Source organism: Vibrio sp. ZOR0018, assembly GCF_963865925.1.
Classification (GTDB): Bacteria; Pseudomonadota; Gammaproteobacteria; order Enterobacterales; family Vibrionaceae; genus Vibrio; species Vibrio anguillarum.
Map to the genome: position 1 here is coordinate 62,599 of NZ_CAWMCN010000085.1, position 19,427 is coordinate 82,025.

The 19,427-nt window shown below is 43.9% G+C and carries 20 protein-coding genes; 10 read left to right on the plus strand and 10 right to left on the minus strand.

The genetic code is table 11. The annotated features are described in order from the left end of the window. Window positions 1-157: 157 nt before the first annotated feature. Complete coding sequence (gene nhaD, locus AACR75_RS04115; RefSeq protein ID WP_156117078.1) at window positions 158-1,606, plus strand: sodium:proton antiporter NhaD; 1,449 nt, start codon at window positions 158-160, stop codon at window positions 1,604-1,606. Here nhaD and AACR75_RS04120 read toward each other — a convergent pair. The 4 genes from AACR75_RS04120 to AACR75_RS04135 form a co-directional block, all read right to left on the minus strand. After that, entirely contained in the window at window positions 1,603-2,532 is a 930-nt protein-coding gene (locus AACR75_RS04120; RefSeq protein WP_047687693.1) for a Gfo/Idh/MocA family protein, read from the minus strand. The genes nhaD and AACR75_RS04120 overlap by 4 nt on opposite strands. Before the next feature lie 105 nt (window positions 2,533-2,637). Then, on the minus strand, window positions 2,638-3,168 hold the full coding sequence (locus AACR75_RS04125) for an MltR family transcriptional regulator (protein WP_010319258.1): 531 nt from the start codon (window positions 3,166-3,168) through the stop codon (window positions 2,638-2,640). A 61-nt stretch (window positions 3,169-3,229) separates the two neighbouring features. Next, window positions 3,230-4,378 carry a mannitol-1-phosphate 5-dehydrogenase gene (locus AACR75_RS04130; protein WP_026027761.1) on the minus strand — a complete coding sequence of 383 codons (1,149 nt, stop codon included), beginning with the start codon at window positions 4,376-4,378 and terminating at the stop codon, window positions 3,230-3,232. A 116-nt stretch (window positions 4,379-4,494) separates the two neighbouring features. Further along, window positions 4,495-6,444: a PTS mannitol transporter subunit IICBA gene (locus AACR75_RS04135; RefSeq protein WP_047687622.1), complete on the minus strand. Its 1,950-nt coding sequence runs from the start codon at window positions 6,442-6,444 to the stop codon at window positions 4,495-4,497. A gap of 639 nt (window positions 6,445-7,083) precedes the next feature. On the opposite strand from AACR75_RS04135, the gene AACR75_RS04140 reads away from it, so the two are divergent. After that, window positions 7,084-8,031: a M23 family metallopeptidase gene (locus AACR75_RS04140; protein WP_017044959.1), complete on the plus strand. Its 948-nt coding sequence runs from the start codon at window positions 7,084-7,086 to the stop codon at window positions 8,029-8,031. Between the two features lie 8 nt (window positions 8,032-8,039). After that, window positions 8,040-8,336 carry a bactofilin family protein gene (locus AACR75_RS04145; protein ID WP_305951630.1) on the plus strand — a complete coding sequence of 99 codons (297 nt, stop codon included), beginning with the start codon at window positions 8,040-8,042 and terminating at the stop codon, window positions 8,334-8,336. Window positions 8,337-8,463: 127 nt separating this feature from the next. Here the strand turns inward: AACR75_RS04145 and nagB are convergent, their stop codons facing one another. Next, window positions 8,464-9,264, minus strand: a complete 801-nt coding sequence (nagB, locus tag AACR75_RS04150) for a glucosamine-6-phosphate deaminase (protein ID WP_013868251.1) — start codon at window positions 9,262-9,264, stop codon at window positions 8,464-8,466. Window positions 9,265-9,575: 311 nt separating this feature from the next. Here nagB and AACR75_RS04155 point away from each other — a divergent pair, with 311 nt between their 5' ends. Further along, the gene (locus tag AACR75_RS04155) at window positions 9,576-9,827 is read left to right on the plus strand and encodes a DUF3081 domain-containing protein (RefSeq protein WP_017044957.1); all 252 of its coding nucleotides are present in this window, start codon (window positions 9,576-9,578) and stop codon (window positions 9,825-9,827) included. A gap of 266 nt (window positions 9,828-10,093) precedes the next feature. Here the strand turns inward: AACR75_RS04155 and AACR75_RS04160 are convergent, their stop codons facing one another. Further along, complete coding sequence (locus AACR75_RS04160; RefSeq protein WP_017049330.1) at window positions 10,094-10,453, minus strand: DUF413 domain-containing protein; 360 nt, start codon at window positions 10,451-10,453, stop codon at window positions 10,094-10,096. 148 nt (window positions 10,454-10,601) lie between these two features. Between AACR75_RS04160 and AACR75_RS04165 the strand changes: the two genes are divergently transcribed. From AACR75_RS04165 to AACR75_RS04180, 4 genes are all read left to right on the plus strand, one after another. Beyond that, the gene (locus AACR75_RS04165) at window positions 10,602-11,492 is read left to right on the plus strand and encodes a LysR family transcriptional regulator (protein WP_013868248.1); all 891 of its coding nucleotides are present in this window, start codon (window positions 10,602-10,604) and stop codon (window positions 11,490-11,492) included. 165 nt (window positions 11,493-11,657) lie between these two features. Beyond that, window positions 11,658-13,022 carry a DNA-3-methyladenine glycosylase 2 family protein gene (locus AACR75_RS04170; RefSeq protein WP_047687625.1) on the plus strand — a complete coding sequence of 455 codons (1,365 nt, stop codon included), beginning with the start codon at window positions 11,658-11,660 and terminating at the stop codon, window positions 13,020-13,022. 1 nt (window position 13,023) lies between these two features. Beyond that, window positions 13,024-13,515, plus strand: coding sequence for a methylated-DNA--[protein]-cysteine S-methyltransferase (locus AACR75_RS04175; protein WP_047687627.1), 492 nt, complete (start codon window positions 13,024-13,026; stop codon window positions 13,513-13,515). Next, a complete protein-coding gene (locus tag AACR75_RS04180; RefSeq protein WP_047687629.1) occupies window positions 13,512-13,919 on the plus strand; it encodes a hypothetical protein in 408 nt (135 codons plus the stop codon). The genes AACR75_RS04175 and AACR75_RS04180 overlap by 4 nt, the downstream gene beginning before the upstream one ends. Before the next feature lie 15 nt (window positions 13,920-13,934). Here the strand turns inward: AACR75_RS04180 and AACR75_RS04185 are convergent, their stop codons facing one another. After that, entirely contained in the window at window positions 13,935-14,792 is an 858-nt protein-coding gene (locus AACR75_RS04185; protein WP_047687631.1) for a Vmh family MBL fold metallo-hydrolase, read from the minus strand. A 241-nt stretch (window positions 14,793-15,033) separates the two neighbouring features. On the opposite strand from AACR75_RS04185, the gene AACR75_RS04190 reads away from it, so the two are divergent. Beyond that, window positions 15,034-15,900, plus strand: coding sequence for a hypothetical protein (locus tag AACR75_RS04190; protein WP_047687633.1), 867 nt, complete (start codon window positions 15,034-15,036; stop codon window positions 15,898-15,900). A gap of 79 nt (window positions 15,901-15,979) precedes the next feature. On the opposite strand, the gene AACR75_RS04195 is transcribed toward AACR75_RS04190, so the two are convergent. The 3 genes from AACR75_RS04195 to AACR75_RS04205 form a co-directional block, all read right to left on the minus strand. Then, window positions 15,980-16,411, minus strand: a complete 432-nt coding sequence (locus AACR75_RS04195) for a YccF domain-containing protein (RefSeq protein ID WP_026027764.1) — start codon at window positions 16,409-16,411, stop codon at window positions 15,980-15,982. Between the two features lie 73 nt (window positions 16,412-16,484). Then, window positions 16,485-17,207 carry a sulfite exporter TauE/SafE family protein gene (locus tag AACR75_RS04200; protein WP_047687635.1) on the minus strand — a complete coding sequence of 241 codons (723 nt, stop codon included), beginning with the start codon at window positions 17,205-17,207 and terminating at the stop codon, window positions 16,485-16,487. A gap of 115 nt (window positions 17,208-17,322) precedes the next feature. Then, window positions 17,323-17,961 (minus strand): NAD(P)-dependent oxidoreductase, encoded by a 639-nt coding sequence (locus AACR75_RS04205; RefSeq protein WP_047687637.1) that lies wholly within the window; start codon window positions 17,959-17,961, stop codon window positions 17,323-17,325. Between the two features lie 125 nt (window positions 17,962-18,086). Here AACR75_RS04205 and AACR75_RS04210 point away from each other — a divergent pair, with 125 nt between their 5' ends. Further along, on the plus strand, window positions 18,087-18,974 hold the full coding sequence (locus tag AACR75_RS04210) for a LysR family transcriptional regulator (protein WP_013868239.1): 888 nt from the start codon (window positions 18,087-18,089) through the stop codon (window positions 18,972-18,974). Window positions 18,975-19,427: the final 453 nt, after the last annotated feature.

Consider the following 19,427-nt stretch of genomic DNA (forward strand, 5'->3'; position numbering starts at 1 on the left):
CCACTCATCAAAATCAAACCCTGTCGCTATTGCTACAGGGTTTTTCTTTATTTGCTTTACAGGTCAAGAATAAGATTAAAAATCAAGCAGATCGGAGCTATCTCACACCGAACTATCTTCAATAGATCTAGAATTTTATCAACCTAACTTTCTAGGAGTGAACACAATGATACCTCGACGCACATGGCTTCTTTTGTTCTGCACTTTACTCTTTCCTTCAGTCGCTCTCGCTTCCTCTAACGATATCGATTCGTTAGATCTAACGCACTCAACGATTGGTTATGCCTCTTTAGTCATTTTTACTCTGGCATACACTTTGGTCATGATGGAGGAGTACCTTAAGCTACGAAAGTCTAAACCTGTGTTACTTGCAGCTGGTTTAATTTGGGCCATGATTGGTTATGTTTATCAGCAGTATGAATTAACCGAGATTGCCAAAAACGCGCTAGAGCATAATTTGCTGGAATACGCCGAATTATTGCTGTTTCTGTTAGTCGCGATGACCTACATCAGTGCAATGGAAGAGCGGCGATTATTTGATGCATTACAAGCGTGGATGGTGGGAAAAGGTTTTGATTTTCGTGCTCTTTTTTGGATCACGGGGCTGCTTGCATTTTTCATCTCGCCAATTGCCGATAACCTAACCACCGCGCTGTTGATGTGCGCTGTCGTACTAAAAGTGGCAGGAAACAACCCCCGTTTTATCAACATTGCTTGTATTAATATCGTCTTAGCGGCTAACGCCGGAGGCGCTTTTAGCCCTTTTGGAGACATCACCACCTTAATGGTTTGGCAAGCAGGCCATGTGCCATTTTCACAGTTCCTTTCTCTGTTTCTCCCCTCCGTGATCAACTACCTTGTTCCTGCATTGCTGATGTCATTTTTTCTGCCCAAGGAAAAGCCAACCACCCTGCATGAACATGTCGAGCTTAAACGTGGAGCCCGCCGTATTGTCGTACTTTTCATGTTAACCATTGCTACCGCCGTAGCATTCCATGCTGTGGTGCACTTTCCACCCGTTATAGGCATGATGATGGGGCTCGCTTACTTACAATTTTTTGGCTATTTCCTCAGGAAAACCTTACCTACTTCGCTGGCCAAAAAAACCGTAATTGCGATTGCAAATAATGACGAGGCCGCCCTAAAACGTATTGGCTCTGTGGTGCCATTCGATGTCTTTAAGCGAGTTTCACACGCCGAATGGGATACGCTACTGTTTTTCTACGGGGTGGTCATGTGCGTAGGAGGGCTAAGCTTACTGGGTTATTTAGGCTTGATCTCGGAAGTGATGTATAGCCAATGGAACCCCATATGGGCAAACGTGATGATTGGGTTTCTTTCGGCGATTGTCGATAACATTCCCGTCATGTTTGCAGTACTGACGATGGAACCCGATATGTCCACCGGAAACTGGTTGCTCGTCACATTAACAGCGGGCGTCGGCGGCAGTTTACTCTCGATTGGCTCAGCCGCTGGAGTGGCTCTGATGGGCGCTGCACACGGCAAATACACCTTTGTAGGCCATCTAAAATGGACACCGATTATTGCAACAGGCTACGCCGCAAGTATTGGTGTCCACTTACTACTCAATCACGCTTTGTTTTAACGAATTTGCTTCGCAATATAATGACACAGCGCCTCTGCCAGCTGGTGCGAGGCCAAGTTACGTGCCACCACTTCTGAAGCCAGCTTTCCACTATTTATCACGCCAATCCAATCGTCAATCATGGCGCTAAAGCCTTTACTGGCAAGCATTGGCGTCCAATCTTTTAAACTAAGGGCTTGCTCTTGCCCTTGATGCCAACGTTTTCCTTGTGTAAACGAATCAAACTCAAAACCTTCATTCACAAAGCTCGCGCTGACTCGCTCAGCGGTTATGCCGAACTGGCGATTCATTGAGGCATGCAGCAAACTTTCGCCGTGTTGCCATTGAACATCCAAGCGGGATAACTGACCTTGATGCTGCTGGTAGGTAATATAAGCATCATCCAATGTGGCTTTAGCATTCACGTTTACGCTGTCTAGCGGATGGATAAAATCATCAAAGATAAAGGTGCGCACATCACCGGGCAGATCATAGCGGTGCTTTTCCCAACGAAGCGAACGTAAGTCGTTTCTATTACCAGTTTGCACTGCATTTAGGTGTTGGTTATAGAGCGGAATATGACGGCGATTAAACCCCACATACAAAGGTTGACGATGCTTTTCTGCAAGCTCATACAACATTTCACAGGCGCTTGCACTGTCGGCTAGCGGCTTATCAACAAAGGTTGGAATTCCGTGTTCAAGGAAAAATTGGGCGATTTGAGGGTGAGCCGAGGTCGCCGCATGGATCATAACCGCATCAACGTTATAGCCAAGTAGCTCTCGATAATCCGTGCAATTCTCTGAAATGCGGTAACGCTGCGCTAGTTGCGTAACAAGAGCTGGATTACGAGTACAAAATACCAATTCTAAATCTGGGCGCTGTGTGATGACCGGAAGATACGCCTTTTGCGCGATATCACCTAGACCAATAATGCCAATTTTCATCATCAAATCTCTTTTCGTTAGATGAAGGTTAGGCTAACACAAGAAGATTAAAAAGGGAGGTGTAGAACTCAGTGAAAAGGCAATCCTTGCCTGTCTGGGATGAGGTTAAAATGGGCTCTCTTTGTTCAGCTCATTGCAAATTTCGACAATCGCCAATGAGAGCCCGGATTTGATGATTTGTTGCTGACGCTGAAGTTGAAGCTGGTAAAAATCCAGTTCAATGTCGCCATCCGGTTCCAATACTTCCAACTGCACCATGCCCATTTTGGCCACCAAATGGAGCTTTTTTATCGGCACCAAAATTTTCGGGTCGGTGAACTCGTATTCAGCACCATCACTGTTGAGTTGATTACGCAGTTTGATGATATCTTCAATATCGTGGTAAACATCATCAGGTAATACCCCAAGGCCAAACAGCAGTTTTAGCCTGACAGACAAGTTGCCGAGTGGTCCAGAATCTTGCAATAGAGGGCCAACTACTGATTGGACAGCGAAGTTATCTTTGCGAAAAATGCGTTGCATTAATGCATCAATCGCCTCATTGAACACTTCAACCGTCGTAATAAAGAATCCGCGCACCGAATGGGCACTATTCAGTCGTTCAATTATATCGCTTTCGTTAATTCTATCTGCCATACGCTGTACTAATTGTTGTTATAAAGGGAGGGCATTAGCGCCCCCCAAAGTATTTATGTGATTAAAGCTGTTTGTAGATCGCTTCGATTTGCTTAACCTGCTCGCTCTGCTCATCTAACCCTGTGTAATGGGCCAGTGTTTTACATACGCCATATTGGTTCAATGATGTTTGAAGCTCGACCGCTTGAGGATCGCTGTCGTTGGTATATTTAAGGGCCGCCGCAATCCCTTTCAATAGCGTTTTGTTTTCAACACCGTACTCGATTGTACCGAGTAATGGCTTGATTAATCTATCATTGGGGCCTAATTTTCGTATTGGCTGACGACCAACGCGATCCACTTCATCCACCAAATATGGGTTGGCAAAGCGGCTCAATATTTTTTCGATATAAGCGGCGTGCAATTCACGGTCAAAACCGTAACGACGAATGAGTACTTCACCGCTTTCATGCATGGCTTGCTTCACTTGCTGACGAATTGCAGGATCTTCAATCGCTTCACGAATCGTCTTATGACCACTCAAACAACCCAAATAGGCGGTAATGCAGTGCCCAGTATTTAGGGTGAAGAGTTTACGCTCAACAAAAGCCATCAGATTATTGGTTTTTTCCATCCCTTCAATGTTGGGGATCTCACCTTTAAATTGCTGTTCATCAACAATCCATTCGCTGAAACTTTCAACCGTCACGGCCAACGGGTCATCGTTCGCGGCTTCGACAGGTGGCACAATGCGATCCACCGCGGAATCGACAAAACCAATTAACTCATCGGTTTTAGCATGCAGCGATGGGTCTAGATATTTATACACTTCGCCTTTCAGGTGTGTTGTACCGCGAACCATGTTTTCACAAGCGATCACATTGAGTGGCTGCTCATTGCCCGCTTCAAATCTTTTGGTGATGCCTTTGGCGATCGTTTTCGCAATGATATCAAGCACTGCAGGGCCGACAGCTGTAGTAACTAAATCCGTTTTTACAATGCGATCAATCACATCATTACTGGCTGAATTCACCGCAGTGACATGAGTGACAGTATCAATTTTGCACTCAGAACCCACTACCTTTACTTTGTATTCTTGACGATGACTCAATTGATCGACCAAAGGTTCATTTACATCGGCAAAAGTCACTTCAATGTCTGCATCGGCCAATAATTTACCAATAAAACCACGACCAATGTTACCCGCGCCAAAATGTACTGCATTTTTCATAATCTTACCTACCAAAAACTTATCTAAAAGAGAAAAGAGCGCTTAATACTTCAATTGAGGTGAGGTCAGCAGTATAGGGGAACAGCCGACCTCGTTTTGCCTCAGGAGCAAAAGCGTTACGCTGCTTGGTTACCCGATAGGATGGCCAAGATATCGCTCACGTCTCTGGTTGAGGTGAGCTTCTCGATAGCATCAGGCTCATCGAGTGCGTTGGTAATGGTGGTAATAACTTGAATATGTTCATCATTTTTGGCGGCAATACCGATAACCAGTTTCGCTACGCCATCTTGGTCGTCCGTAAACTGCACACCAGCAGGATATTGGCAAATCACAATACCCGTTTTAATCACACGGTCTTTGGCGGCGACGGTGCCATGAGGAACGGCAATCGATTCTCCAAGATAAGTGGATACCATTTTCTCACGTTCAAACATGGCATCAACATACTCAGGCTCCGCATAGCCAAGCTCAACTAACTTATTGCCAGCGAAACGAATGGCTTCTTCTTTATTAGCGGCATTCAAACCTAAGTGAATGTTTTCTTTTTGGATTTGAAAAACGGACGTTTTTTGAATTTCAAAGCTGTCGTCATTCGCAGCGAGGATGGATACTTTAACCACATCGCTATCATTCGCCGCCTTAGGGCGTTGAGCTGCCAAAAGCTTAGTCACAAGCTGGTTGTACATTTCACTGTCTAAAAAGTTGCTCAGTGAAATATGCTGTGCACTGGGTGCATGTGTGCGTGCGCGGCCAGTCAGGTCTTTATGAGTAATCACGATTTCTGCGTTCTCCGGCAAACTATTGATGGCAAGGTTAGTGACGTGAATCGCTAAACCCGCATCTTTGATTTTTTTACGCAGCATGCTTGCGCCCATTGCGCTTGAACCCATACCCGCATCGCAAGCAACAATAATGCTTTTCACGTTGGCTAAATCAATATTGCTTTTTTGAGAAGCCGCCGTCACATTGCCCTTTGCGCTCGATTTCATCTCTTTCATTTGTGATGTGGCTTTTTCTAACGCCGCTTCATCACCTTCTTCCTCGGTGCTGCTCTGTGCTTTCATCAATAATGACGCAACGGTAAAGGACACACCTGCCGCACCAAATATTGAGCATAATACGCCAACAATCGATCCTTTCTGTGTCATCAGTAGCACTGCAAAGATAGAGCCAGGAGACGCTGGAGAAACAATACCTGCATTAAAGAGAGTCAAAATGAATACCCCTGTCATACCACCAGCAATCGCTGCAAGAATCAGACGTGGATTCATCAGTATGTATGGGAAATAAATCTCATGGATGCCGCCGAAGAAGTGAATGATGGAAGCGCCACCAGCTGTTTGACGTGCTGTACCTTTACCAAACACCATGTAAGCCAACAAAATACCGAGACCGGGGCCAGGGTTTGCTTCAATCAAGAAGAAGATTGACTGACCCATTTCACTGGCTTGTTGAATACCTAACGGTGAGAAAATACCGTGGTTAATCGCGTTGTTAAGGAACAAGATCTTCGCGGGTTCAACAAAAATAGAAGTCAGTGGTAAAAGGTGTGCTGAAACTAAGAAGTTTACGCCTGCCGCTAAACCACCAGAGAGCACTTTGACAAATGGCCCAATAAGGTAAAACGCCAAGATTGCGCCAAGCATACCAATAATGCCTGCCGAGAAGTTGTTTACCAACATCTCAAAACCGCTTTTTACTTTACCTTCAACACGTTGGTCAAAGGTTTTGATCGCCCAACCACCCATAGGACCAACCATCATGGCTCCCATGAACATGGGGATATCTGTTCCGACAATCACACCCATTGTGGTGATAGCACCGACAACAGCGCCACGTTCTCCACCAACCAATTTACCACCCGTGTAACCAATCAGCAGTGGTAATAAGTAAGTAATCATCGGCCCAACCATAGACGCTAACGTTTCATTCGGTAGCCAACCCGTTGGGATAAATAGTGCGGTTATAAAGCCCCACGCGATAAACGCGCCAATGTTTGGCATAACCATGTTAGATAAGAAGCGACCAAAATTTTGTATCTTGATCTTTGCATCTGGTGATATCATGTGGATTCCCCGTTCGATGTTCTGATGAATATTGTTGTTGTAACGGTTCTGCGAAAAACCGTTGATTGCTTAGTACACAATCAATTTACCACACAATTTCATTCTGGAGCTGACGACGGGTTTTTCGTGATCAGCCCCTCATAAATCCTAGCTTACAAATCATTTCTTCGTGATCATGGTCATTAAATTGACATGTAAATTTACAACAAAAAACAAAAATACAACTTGTCAACAATATTTAATCGATCAATATCATACTTTTTGAATTTTAACTTTTGATAAAAAAGAGATTCAAATCACAATTTCACTCTAATTATTAAAAATTAAAGAACCGAAAGTGATAAACATCACAATTACATCTTTATTTCACTAATCAAAATAAAGCCACCACTTCCATATTGTCTATTTTGTAACTTATATACACAAAACCATATTAATATTAGCTCATACATTAATATGGCTTTTTTTACTAACAACATCGGAGCTTCCTCTAAAAGCAGGCCAAGGATACGCTCCAATTCACAAACCGAACAATAAGAGGTGGGACGAGTATAGCCTTACAACGCAAAATGTTTTGACCCTGAGCATTCCCTGTTAGAATCGGCTGTACTGTTAACCATAGACGCTGTGAACGAATTCATGAAAGAAAGAGTGGTTGTTTCCGTTTCATCCATCCATGGGACGAAGCACTTTCATCTCGGTAAATGGTTCCGACATTTTTTAAAAGGTTTTGGCTATGTGCTGGTTGCCAGCATTCTCGCCACTGGCGGCGTTATCTATTACCTTCTTGATGAAGTTGATTTTGCTAAACTCAAGCAACAAGAGTTAGAGAGCCAGTCGATGTCACTGACTGAAGAAGTCACCTCTTTAAAGGAGCTAAAAAACAGCTTAGAGAATGACCTGCTCGAACGAGAAGAAAAGATGCAGGTTGTTTCAGACAGGCTCGGCGATCTTGAAAAAGTATTGGGTATGGATGAAAGCGGAGCGGAATTAGAATCACGTTTAGACACCGCCGCTATCACTTCTTCAGTTAGAATGGTGATGCTGACCCAAATACCCAGCGGTGCACCTGTGCATAATGCGAGAATTTCGTCAGGATACGGTGAGCGTATTCATCCTGTCACCGGCAACGTCAAAATTCACCGCGGGCAAGATTTTGCGGTTAACATAGGCACGCCAATTTATGCACCAGCCGATGGCGTTGCCGAAGTCACTCGCGCCAGTGATAAAGGGTCAGGCAATTTTTTACGCTTACAGCACTCTTATGGATTTACCAGCTCCTATTCTCATTTGCAAAAATTTGCCGTGAAAGGGGGCGATTTTGTACAGAAGGGCGACTTAATTGCTTATTCTGGAAACAGTGGGTTATCTTCTGGCCCACATTTGCACTATGAAATTCGATTTGTCGGCCGTTCATTAGATCCAAGACCTTTTGTTGATTGGGGCGTGAATGATTTTGAAACGATATTTAGTAAGGTAAGAGGTATCCGATGGGAATCTTTAGTAAACAAAGTCGAGCTAAGAGTCAGCACTCAGCTACAACTCTCATCGCAAAAGGCTGTTCCATTAGTGGGGAACTCAGGTTAGAAAGCGACATTCAAATTGACGGGTCGGTAGAAGGTCAATTGCACGTTGATAAAACCATCGTCATTAGTGAAACAGGCACGGTTAATGGTGAACTGTACGCAGGCCACATCATCATTAATGGCGAGTTCCAAGGCACATGTCACGCGACTAAAATTGAAATTTTAAGCAAAGGGAGCGTCACAGGGTCTATTTATAGCGACGACTTGAGCATTGAACAAGGTGGGCGCTTTAATGGAGTAACCTACCCTGCCCCGGAGAAACAAGTAGTTGAATTAAAAGAAGCGAAAATCGCTGCTGAAGGTTAATTCAACTACCGATTTCGTTCGCACTTCCCCATTTGATAGAAAGTCCCATTTGCTACAAAGTGTAAAAAGGCCTGCTGATGTTAGCAGGCCTTTTGTTTATGAATGTCCTTTCCCAGCAGGGAGAGACTTAGAAACCTTCGATATTTTTTGCTTCTAATTCCGCAAAGTATTTTACGGTTTTCACTTTTAGTTCTTGAGTCGATGGTTCATCACATACAATCACTGATTTCGCGTGAAGTTGTAGTGCGGAGACTGTCCACAAATGGTTGACGCTTCCTTCCACGGCCGCTTGCAAAGCCAGCGCCTTATTGTGGCCTGTTACCAAAATCATGATCTCTTCTGAATCTAGCAGTGTGCCTACACCAATCGTTAGCGCGTATTTAGGAACTTGGTTGATATCACCATCAAAGAATCGAGAGTTTGCAATGCGCGTATCTTCTGTCAGTGTCTTAATGCGAGTGCGCGACGAAAGTGAAGAAGCAGGCTCGTTAAACGCGATGTGCCCATCATTACCCACACCGCCCATAAATAGATTAATGCGGCCGTATGATTTAATTTTGTCTTCATAGCGCTTACATTCTGCATCAACATCTGGTGCGTTGCCATTCAGTAAGTTGATATTTTCTTCTTGAATATCAACATGATTGAAGAAATTGTTATACATAAATGAGCGGTATGACTCCGGATGATTTTCAGGAATACCAATGTATTCATCCATATTAAATGTCACGACATGCTTAAAGCTCACCTCGCCTGCTTTATGCATTTCAATCAGTGCATTATAAGTCGTCAATGGTGTACCACCAGTAGGTAAACCCAATACAAAAGGACGGTCTGCCGTTGGGTTGAATGCGTTGATACGTTTTACGATGTGTGCTGCTGCCCACTTGCCGACTTGTGCAGCCTGTTTTAACGGGATAAGTCTCATGATTGGCCCCTAGTTATTGGAATATTATGGTGTAATAGAACATTAATTCGCATTATAAAATAAGTATTAGGTAACTGCCATTGTTTTAGGTCAAATTTTCGTTCTTTCTTCAAATCTCAACCAGAAATGCGCTTAAATTTGTAGCAATTTCTACAGGTACGCTTAACTAATACGGCACATGCTATAACCAAATGAGATAAAAATTCATCTATAAAATTAAGTAAAGTTTGAGTCGCTATCACTCCACTATCTGGCGAAGCGTGCATTCATTACCCATACTTGGAGTAACAAGCAAGAAAGGAGCAAATGCCATGAAAAACGAACTTGAACCCGCGAAAATTCTCCATGCTTATGAAACAGTAATGGCGCATGGTACACCGACTGAATTCGGGAAAATCTATGAAGGTATCGAAGCTTTTTCAGACTATGACGGCTATAACATTTACATGCGAGGAAATGGTGTGGAGCTAAAAGTTGGCTTCCACAATACCTACCATCTCGATTATGACCAAGAGCATCTACGCGACAGCTTTTTGAAAAAAGTAGCCATTTTGGCTAAGTAGCGGTGTTGACTCAGCTCATGGATTGGCTAAGCGCGACCACATGAGCGGAGTGGCGATAATGCAAAGCCCGAGTGAGTCATCAATACTAGGACTTTGAGCGAAAGCACTTTTCTCATCTTGATTGAGTCACACTCTTTTGCACAGAGATCTCTTATATGAAAGGCGATGCGAGCAAGTTTGTCAGCCTTATTGAGACAATAAGGCTGAAGAAATAAATGAGAAAGCTGACCAAATTACGGCTTAAGATCCTGCATTAGAGATACAGATTAATCTTCTTCCGTTAAGCTGACTTCTTCATCATTATAATCGTCACCACTTTCCGGTTTATTGCGACCGTTCAACGTATGGAAACGCTTACGACCACGAGCAAGTTGAGTGTATTTCAACCAGACACGCTCTAACTTAGATTTCGCTTTACCTGGGTTTTCAATCGCCTTAACAAAATGAGCTTCTTCGGCATTCTCTGGCGTGAGTTCACCAGATTCAAGACCAAGCATGGTACCACCATAAATGGTGAGAAGTTCTTCTTCTGCAAGAGTAAAATCACCAGACTTAGCAAAGCCTCGTGGAAACTTTGTATTGTCGTAAAAACGTTTTTTTCCGTGACGGAATTCAGTCTCAGACATATCAACCTCATGTGAATGGCGCTACTACCATGTAGCGATAGATCACGCGAAAATTAGGCGTAAATCTCCGAAAAGAAAAACAAAAATTTTTTATCGTCATAATTGCACTTCCTTGTTAATCTGACGGGGTAATTTCAGAGGATTTAATATGGATGTAAAAGTTTTTCGCACTTTTCTCGAACTCGCCAAAGTACGTCATTTTGGGCGAGCAGCTGAAAACCTTTATTTGACCCAAGCCGCCGTCAGCGCACGCATCAAGCAATTAGAAAATTATTTTGATGCTCAGCTGTTTACGCGTGATCGCAACAACATAAAGCTCACATCGGCAGGAGAACGACTCGTTGGCTATGCCGAAGTGATGGTGGCAACCTTGCAACAAGCCAAGTTTGAGCTCTCTTTGGAAAATGGCCGAGCTTTACAGCTGACATTAGGGGGAACGCCCAACGTTTGGGATGCTCATCTACAAAACTGTTTAAGCGTTGTGACTGATGCTTTTAGCGGTTATGGCTTTATGGCGGAAGTTATGGGGCGCGAGCAGCTCAACCGCAGCCTACTGGAGCGTACCTTAGATATGGCGTTTGCCTTTGACCCAATTAAAGCCGAAGAGCTAAACTGCAAAAAAGTCGCAGATTTAGTACTGGTGTTGGTTTCGACGCGTCCTGACACACTGGAAACCGCCTTTGATAATAAATACGTGTACGTCGATTGGGGAAGCCGTTTCGCCTCAGAGCATGCTGAGCGACATCCGAAGACGCCGACCCCCTATTTGCGCACCTCGACCGCTCGTATCGCACTTGATTTCATTTTAGAAAAAGGGGGAAGCGCTTACCTTCCTACCTCACTTGTTGAACCTTTTATCCACTCTGGCCAATTGTATCGAATTGACAATGTGGAAGATTGGCAGCGTCCCATCTTCCTCAGCTACCGAAAAAACAGCTCATCGATAGAAGCCATTATGCAAGTGGAAAAGTTAGTCAAAAACATCAACCCTAGTAGTGCTTACTCATTACAACAAGCAGGCGAGGTCATTCTCGACTGACCCAACAAATTCATAACGTTGTAGCGGGTATTGAATACAGCGTTATGAATATCCTTTTTCAAGAGAAGCCGCAGGAAAATCCATCCAGTTCCGAAAATGGCTAGTATCGACAGAATTCATGCATACACTTAGCTTATAAAAACTGCATAAGGCTCGTTATACCAAATGACACCATGGATGGAACTCGATAAAGAACAATGCCAACAGGCTCGCACTAGCCGTGATCCGCGATTTGATGGACGATTTTTCGTTGCCGTCAAAACAACCAACATCTTTTGTCGCCCAATATGTCCGGCAACCCTGCCAAAAGAAAAGAATGTTGAATACTTCGCCAACTCCGCACTGGCTCTACAAGCGGGTTATCGGCCATGCCTGCGTTGCCGTCCAGACAGTGCACCTCATTCTTGGGCATGGAAAGGAGTTGAAACCACCTTTTTGCGTGCAATCAAGCTTATTGAGCAAGGTGAATTACAATCGAGCAATCTGGCTCAATTTGCCGAACGTTTGGGGATCAGTGACCGCTATCTACGACAACTGTTTCAAACTCATTTAGGAGTGTCACCGAAACAATATGCTCAGTACCATCAGTTGATGTTTGCTAAGCAGTTGTTGCATTCCAGTGCTCTGTCCATTACCGATATAGGATTCGCTTGTGGGTTCAACAGTACCCGCCGCTTTAACGATGCGTTTATCAAAACGTTGAAACTGACCCCCAGCCAAGTGCGGCAATCTAAAACTGCATTGATGACAAAAAACCTATTAACACTCTCTTTTCGCGGCCCTTTCGATTGGCAACATATGCTAGATTTCTATCGATTACGTGCAGTAAACGCCATTGAACAGGTCAGTAACAATCATTATCAACGCACCTTCAACATACACAATACGACTGGCTGGTTTCGTGCCAGCTTAACCTCTGAGACCCATTTAGAGGTTGAATTCGAGTTGCAAGACATCACCAAACTGCGTTACTTGGTGGCAAAACTACGCCGCCTATTTGACCTCGAAGCCGACATCAGCCACATCGAGGCCTATTTGGAAGACTGCGCTCCGGGTTTAGTCACTCGTTCAGGAATCCGCATTCCCGGCGTTTGGAATTGTTGGGAGGCGGGAGTCAGAGCTATTTTAGGTCAACAAGTTTCGATAAAAGCAGCCATTCGCCAGCTCAACCTGTTAGTCGATGCGGTAAACCCAGCTCAAAATACGAGCAGTTACTTTCCAAGCCCGGAACAAATCGCACAGCTTGACTTGCACTTTTTAAAGATGCCACACAGCCGAAAAGAGACCTTAACACGCTTTGCTCAATTCATGTACCAACACCCTGAAGCCGATGTGGATGCTTGGCTTTCACTAAAAGGTATTGGGCCGTGGACCGTAAACTACGCTAGGTTAAGAGGTCAGTCCGATTCAGATTGCTTTCTAGACACTGATTTGGTGGTTAAGAAGGCCTTAAGCCATTTTCCTGAGCTGAACGCAGACAAGGTTTCACCTTGGGGAAGTTACGCCACCTTTCACTGTTGGAATTACTAATATGAATAGCTTCACCCACTATCACAGCCCCTTAGGAATCATGACATTGCAAGCCTGCGAGCAAGGTTTATTGGGGGCTTGGTTTGAAACCGAAACCACCATGCCAACAGAGTTAGGGGTAAAATCCGAATACTGCACTATACTCATCAATACTATCAAACAGTTAGATGAGTACTTTTCCGGAAAACGGACTATATTTACTTTACCTTTAGCGGCAAAAGGCACCGAGTTCCAACAATCTGTGTGGCAAGCATTATGCAAGATACCTTATGGCGAAACTTGGAACTACCAACAGATTGCAGAGGCGATCGGTAACCCCAAAGCCGTAAGGGCTGTCGGCTTGGCCAATGGTAGAAATCCAATTTCGATCATCGTTCCTTGCCATAGAGTGATCGGAAAAAGTGGTAAACTCACTGGCTATGCGGGGGGCTTAAACCGTAAAGCGAGCTTATTAGAACTTGAGCGAACAACAACAGAGGTTGCAGCAACATGATAAGATCTACGGCAAAATCAATCAGTATTCTCGTCCTTACAGCCACTTTGCAAGGCTGTTTTCAAGATGACCTTGAACGTTGGTTAAACCGTGAAACTTATGAGTTCAAAGGGACTTATGACAACCAGTTCAATGATGACTTATTAATTTTCGAAGAGGGTATTGTACGTGCTGAATCTAAAACTCAGCACTGGTCTCGCGCTTACAGCGTGGATGGTAATCAACTGACGATCCAGCTACGCAATAACTCGAAAGAAAAACGAGAAGATATCGTGCTTGTGATCCATGGCAAAGGAGAAGTGCTCACATGCAGTGTCTGCGCCATGTATAAATTGAGTAACGTATGGGTAAAAACAGGCAATGTTGAAGCCAAACCGTCTGGAGTAGAAAACGCGAGCCAATAACTCGCGTTAATATTGTTACCAAGTACGCTCACCCATATTCACTTGCGCACTTAATTCAAGGTCCTCTTTACCTGGAAGCGCTGGATAAGCTGCGACCATTTTAGATACCACTTGTGCCGAGTCTTTCGAGGTTGAAATAGCCTGTTCGAATTTCGCCAAGTAGGTTTTAGTAAATTTTACGGCTTCGACACCCTGCGGTATATCAGCAAAATAATGTCCAGGAATGACTTTCTTTGGCTTAAGCATCTGCATTTTCTCTAAAGCTTGAACCCACTCACCACGCGCTTTCGGGGTTTGGCTATCAGCCGTCCAAACATGCATACCAGAGACAACCGCTACACCACCGACAATCGTTTTCTCAGAAGGCACCCATAAGTAAGCTTGGTGTGTATTAAGCTCTTTCACTTCGATCTTCTCACCTTCTAATGAAAACTCGCTGTGGTCAAAAATCTTAGGGACAATAATTTTATTTGGCGCACTCTCTCCTAGTATCGGGCCCCAAAACTGTAGCTTAGCGTCTTTCGTCGACTTGATATGCTCAACAATCGCTTGGCTTGCTAAAACATCAACGTTAGGAAACGCCGAAACCAACGGTTCCAGACCAAAATAATAATCAGGATCACCAGCGCTAATATAGATGGCCTTAAGTTCTTTACCTGACTGCTTAATCATGTCTACTAAAGCTTGGCCATCTTTTGTACCAAACTGAGCATCAATTAAAATCGCTTGTTTCTCACCACTGATCAGTGTTGAGCTAACTGGAAAGACTCCATTTTCCCCTGGGTTGTACGTTTGAAACGTCAATGCGGCTAAGCTTGAGAAAGAAGTGCTTGCTAGCAAAAAACCCGTTATCAACGGTTTTGAAATTGTCATTGTGTTTACCTTTCATTCATTGTTCGAAGTAATAACATCTTATTGTTTTTTATTTAGAACAAATAGATCCAATAATGAACTTCACTGATTCAATTTAAGATACTAATAAAAGCATTATTCACTCAAACCACTCCGTTTTTTAAAAACGATCTCATGCTCTCACACTGTCATTTATTAAAAATTCAAGTAAGGTAGGGATATCAATCTGTTGGATCGATTTCAAGAGAGATAGGAGAGAACGATGGTAGAAAAACATTCAACCTCGGCACTGGCTAAATTGCGTAATACAGACGCTAAACAACTATTCAGTAACCTCCAAAAAGCAGGGTACATTAACCGCTTCGACAACAAGTGGGTATTAACAGAACTGGGAGCAAAATTTGGCGGCGAATACGCCCAGCACACGCAATATGGCCAATTTATTGTCTGGCCGGAAAACTTGCTCGTCGACACACAAGCCACCAGCGGGAAAACGTTAAGTGCCACTCAGCTTGGCAATCATTTCAGGCTCAACCCAAAAAAAATAAATCAGCTATTGAGTGAGTTAGGCTGGATATCTAAAACAGAAAAAGGCTGGCAAGTAACGGAGGCTGGGCTCAGAGCTGGCGCCCAGCAACGTGAAGACAAAGCTTCTGAGCAATTATTTGTTGTTTGGCATGATACGGTGACTCGCCATAAACGTCTGAAACAATCCATTGTCGAATTTTTAGGGCAAGAGGCTCACAGCCAATCGACCGATAAATCATTGTCCCACTTTCGCCAAAAATTTGAGGCAAAACATCGCACCTTAGATGGCCACTATGTTCGCTCAACCGGCGAATTATTGATCGATAATTGGCTCTATTTGGCGGGCGTCGTCCACGCTTATGAGCGTCAGTTGCCGATAGAAACTGATGTGATGTGTGATTTTTATCTGCCAACAGGGAAAGTCTATTTACAATATTGGGGTTCAGATAGTGGCGCAACCGACGAAAAAACGCGCTTACAAACTCAAGCGATTTACCACGATCACGGCTTTGCTCTGATTAATATTCATCCGCAAGACATTGCGCATTTAGATGACATTCTGCCTAGAAAACTGCGAGAGTTTGGGATTAAAGCGTATTAATCGCGTTGGCAAGATGCCCCCTTCCCCTCGTCACTGAGAGAGCAACACGAGAGAAAAGGAGCAAAAAACAAAACCTATATTAACGATAAGAAGAATAGCGAGCTCTCGCCGCCTCTTCTTTCGGGACGATGGTTTTACCAATCGGAGCCAAAGAAATAACCGCGAGTTTCAAATGCTGTAGTGCGAAAGGGATGCCAATGATGGTAATAAAACACGCCACCGCCGATAAAATATGACCAACGGCTAACCAAAAACCAGCGAAAACAAACCAAATCACATTGCCGATTAAGCCAAATGGGCTGGTACCAATATCTTGCTGATTGGTCAATTCATCACGGGAAATCGCCTCTTGTCCAAAAGGAAAAAACGAAAAGTTACCGATAACAAAGCAAGCACGCCCCCATGGAATGCCAATAATGCTGATAAAGGCAAGGAGACCAAAAAACCACCAAGCGAGCCCCATAAACACTCCGCCCAGTAAAAACCAAATAATATTGCCGATTGTTCTCATCACTACTACTCCGTACAAAATAGATCCATAAACCCTTTCAGTATCATTGCATGACCTGAACGGAAGATTAACGCTAGGATAAACCATGCCATACCGCCGTAACGCCGCTTATCGTACAAAGCAGCAACGCAGCGAAACGGATGTTATCTTTGGGCAGTGATTGCGTGGTCATCATCGCCAACTTATAGCCCAACCAAGCTGAGGGGATAAGCGGAATCGTTATCCATAAATGATGCAACGTCAGAAAACCTGCCGGTATTTGAATGATCAAAGAGATGATCGAGCTAAACACAAAAAATGCCGAAAGATTACCACGCAACTGATTCGCTTCTTGATGCTGTAGGATCAACGCCATCGGCGGCCCACCAATCGCGGAACTGGTGCCAAAGAAACCGGAGAAAAAACCCGCAATACCCATTTTTATCGGGGTAGGTTCGATGCGATACGGCAATAAACTAACAGCCACGGCAAATAACACCAATAAACCAAGCCATAACGCCAGTACATCCGTCGAGACTAAAACCAGAAGGATACCGCCCGCAATTGAACCGGGAACGCGACCAATCAGCGCCATTTTTAAACCGCCGAGCTCAATGTTCGAGCGATGCTTTAAGGCGTTCAAGATAGAAATAAACAGCGCCACGATACAAATGGGGGCAGGAACGTAATCGGCGGAGATCAAGAACAGCAAGGGCGCTGCGACGATCGCTAAACCAAAACCAATCGCCGTTTGCACAAATGAACCCAAGAAAATAAGAAACATGGCGATAAGCGCCGTACTACTGAACATTTCCATTAAAATGCCTATAAGCGAAACAAAGAAAAGTAATGCCCATAGAGAGCATTACTTCGTTCACGTTATCAGCAATTTTCGATCAAGAGAATAGCCAAATGGATCTATCGGTCTGGTATCAGTAAGCAACACCAATACGTTGACGAGGGTGAGCGGCACTTTCTAACTCATCGATCATCGCGAGGGCATAATCACTGACTGAGATTTTGCTGTTGCCTTCAGCATCAGACAATAGAGTGTCACCACCCACACGGTAAGCACCTTGCTTCTCACCCGGAAAAATCTCAGCGGCCGGGCTAACAAATGTCCAATTAACCTTGCTTGTACTCGCACGGAAGAGATCCAACGCTTCGCCTTGCGCTAATGCTTCCCCTTTGTACTCTTCAGGGAAACCTTCTACGGTCACCAATTTGATACCGGGAGCGACTTCCAATGAACCCGCACCACCAACCCACAGTAGGCGCTCCACACCCACTTGCGGTAGATCCGACAGCAGTTTTTGCGCCGTAGCCGCAACAATATCGTGGTTGCCAGCTGCACGTCCGCCGATAGAAGCGATCACGACATCAACACCAGCTAACGCAGCGCTAATTTTTGACAAAGGCTGTTGTAAATCAAATTGTTGAACGCTAACACCTTCAGCATCAACTTTACTTGAATCACGCACTAACGCGATCACCTCGTGGCCCCGTGCTTTTGCTTCATTGACAATGTGACTACCAATCCAACCTGATGCGCCTAATACTGCAATTTTCATAATTTATTTCCTCATTCGGTTTCTGTTTCTCGACAACAATTGTAGTCTAGTAGTTAAACGAAGGAGGAAAAACACCCAAAAATGATGTAGATTGTATCAATATTCGTATCTAATAAAGGCCTACCATGGACAGACTAACCGCCATGCGCAGTTTTATCGAAGTGGCAAATACTGCCAGTTTTACCAAAGCCGCAGACAACTTGAGCTTAAGTCGATTACAAGTGTCACGTCATGTCCAAGAAGTTGAGGATTGGTTAAAGCAGAGGTTACTGCACCGCACGACACGCAAAGTCAGCCTAACCACCGCCGGTGAAGAGGCTTTAATCCGTTGCGAACAAATTTTGCACCAAACTGCCGAACTTGAAACACGGGCGTTGGAACAGTCACAACTCTTAAACGGTACCATTCGCATTGCCGCGCCGATAGGCCTTGCTCAAAACATGCTATTGGCCGTTGTTGAAGACTTCACGCAACGACACCCCAATGTGTTAATTGACATTGTCGCTTCAGATCGCCTTTCACAACTGGTCGATGAACGCGTGGATATTGCCCTGCGTTTTACCCAACAGCCGGATGATACGCTCATCGCTCGCCGTTTAATGAGCGTCGGCACCGTCATATGCGCTTCCCCTAGCTATCTCAACCAACACCCTCCTATCAATACACCCAATGACTTAACCCAGCACAACTGCTTTGTGCACATGAGTAATAACAAGTGGGATGTGGTTAAAGACAATGAACAGCTCTCTGTCACCGTGAATGGCAACATCCGCGCTAATGATATGGAAATTTTATGCCGTGCTGCCCTACATCACAAAGGCATCGTACGGCTACCATGCGATCTTGCAAATGTCTTTATCGCCTCAGGAACACTAGTACGCGTTTTGCCAGAGTTTCACAGCCCAAGCAGCGCACTATGGGCTGTGTATCTTTCTCGTAGCTATCAAACCCCATTGGTTCGCCAATTCATTGATTTCATCGCTCAAAGCTGGAAAAACGATCTCATCGCTTAGCGTTAAGTCATTCTAGCTAATAATTTAATCAATATTATTAGCTAGATTAAACATAGTGTTAATGCCAAAAATGAAATTATCTATAATTAATATTGTAGATGACCTCATTTATCTCACAGACATACTACCTACCTATTAAAAAGTTAAGTGAAAATAAAAATATATTTTTACTTACACTAAAACAATCAACAATAAATGTTGATAAGTTACTTAATACTATTAGTAAAAATAACCAGCATTGTTGAAATCATCATTTAACCCTGAAATAAAAATTTCATCAAGTAAATGAGCATTTATTATCCCTTTCAATATCTCACGAAAAAACATGATTAAGCTAGAAAATTAAGCGCTTAATAAATAACAAAAATGAAATTAAACTTAAGATCTATCCATGAATATCATTATAAAATTATTTTATGTACATACTGATATGTACATATTAGTTATGCAACC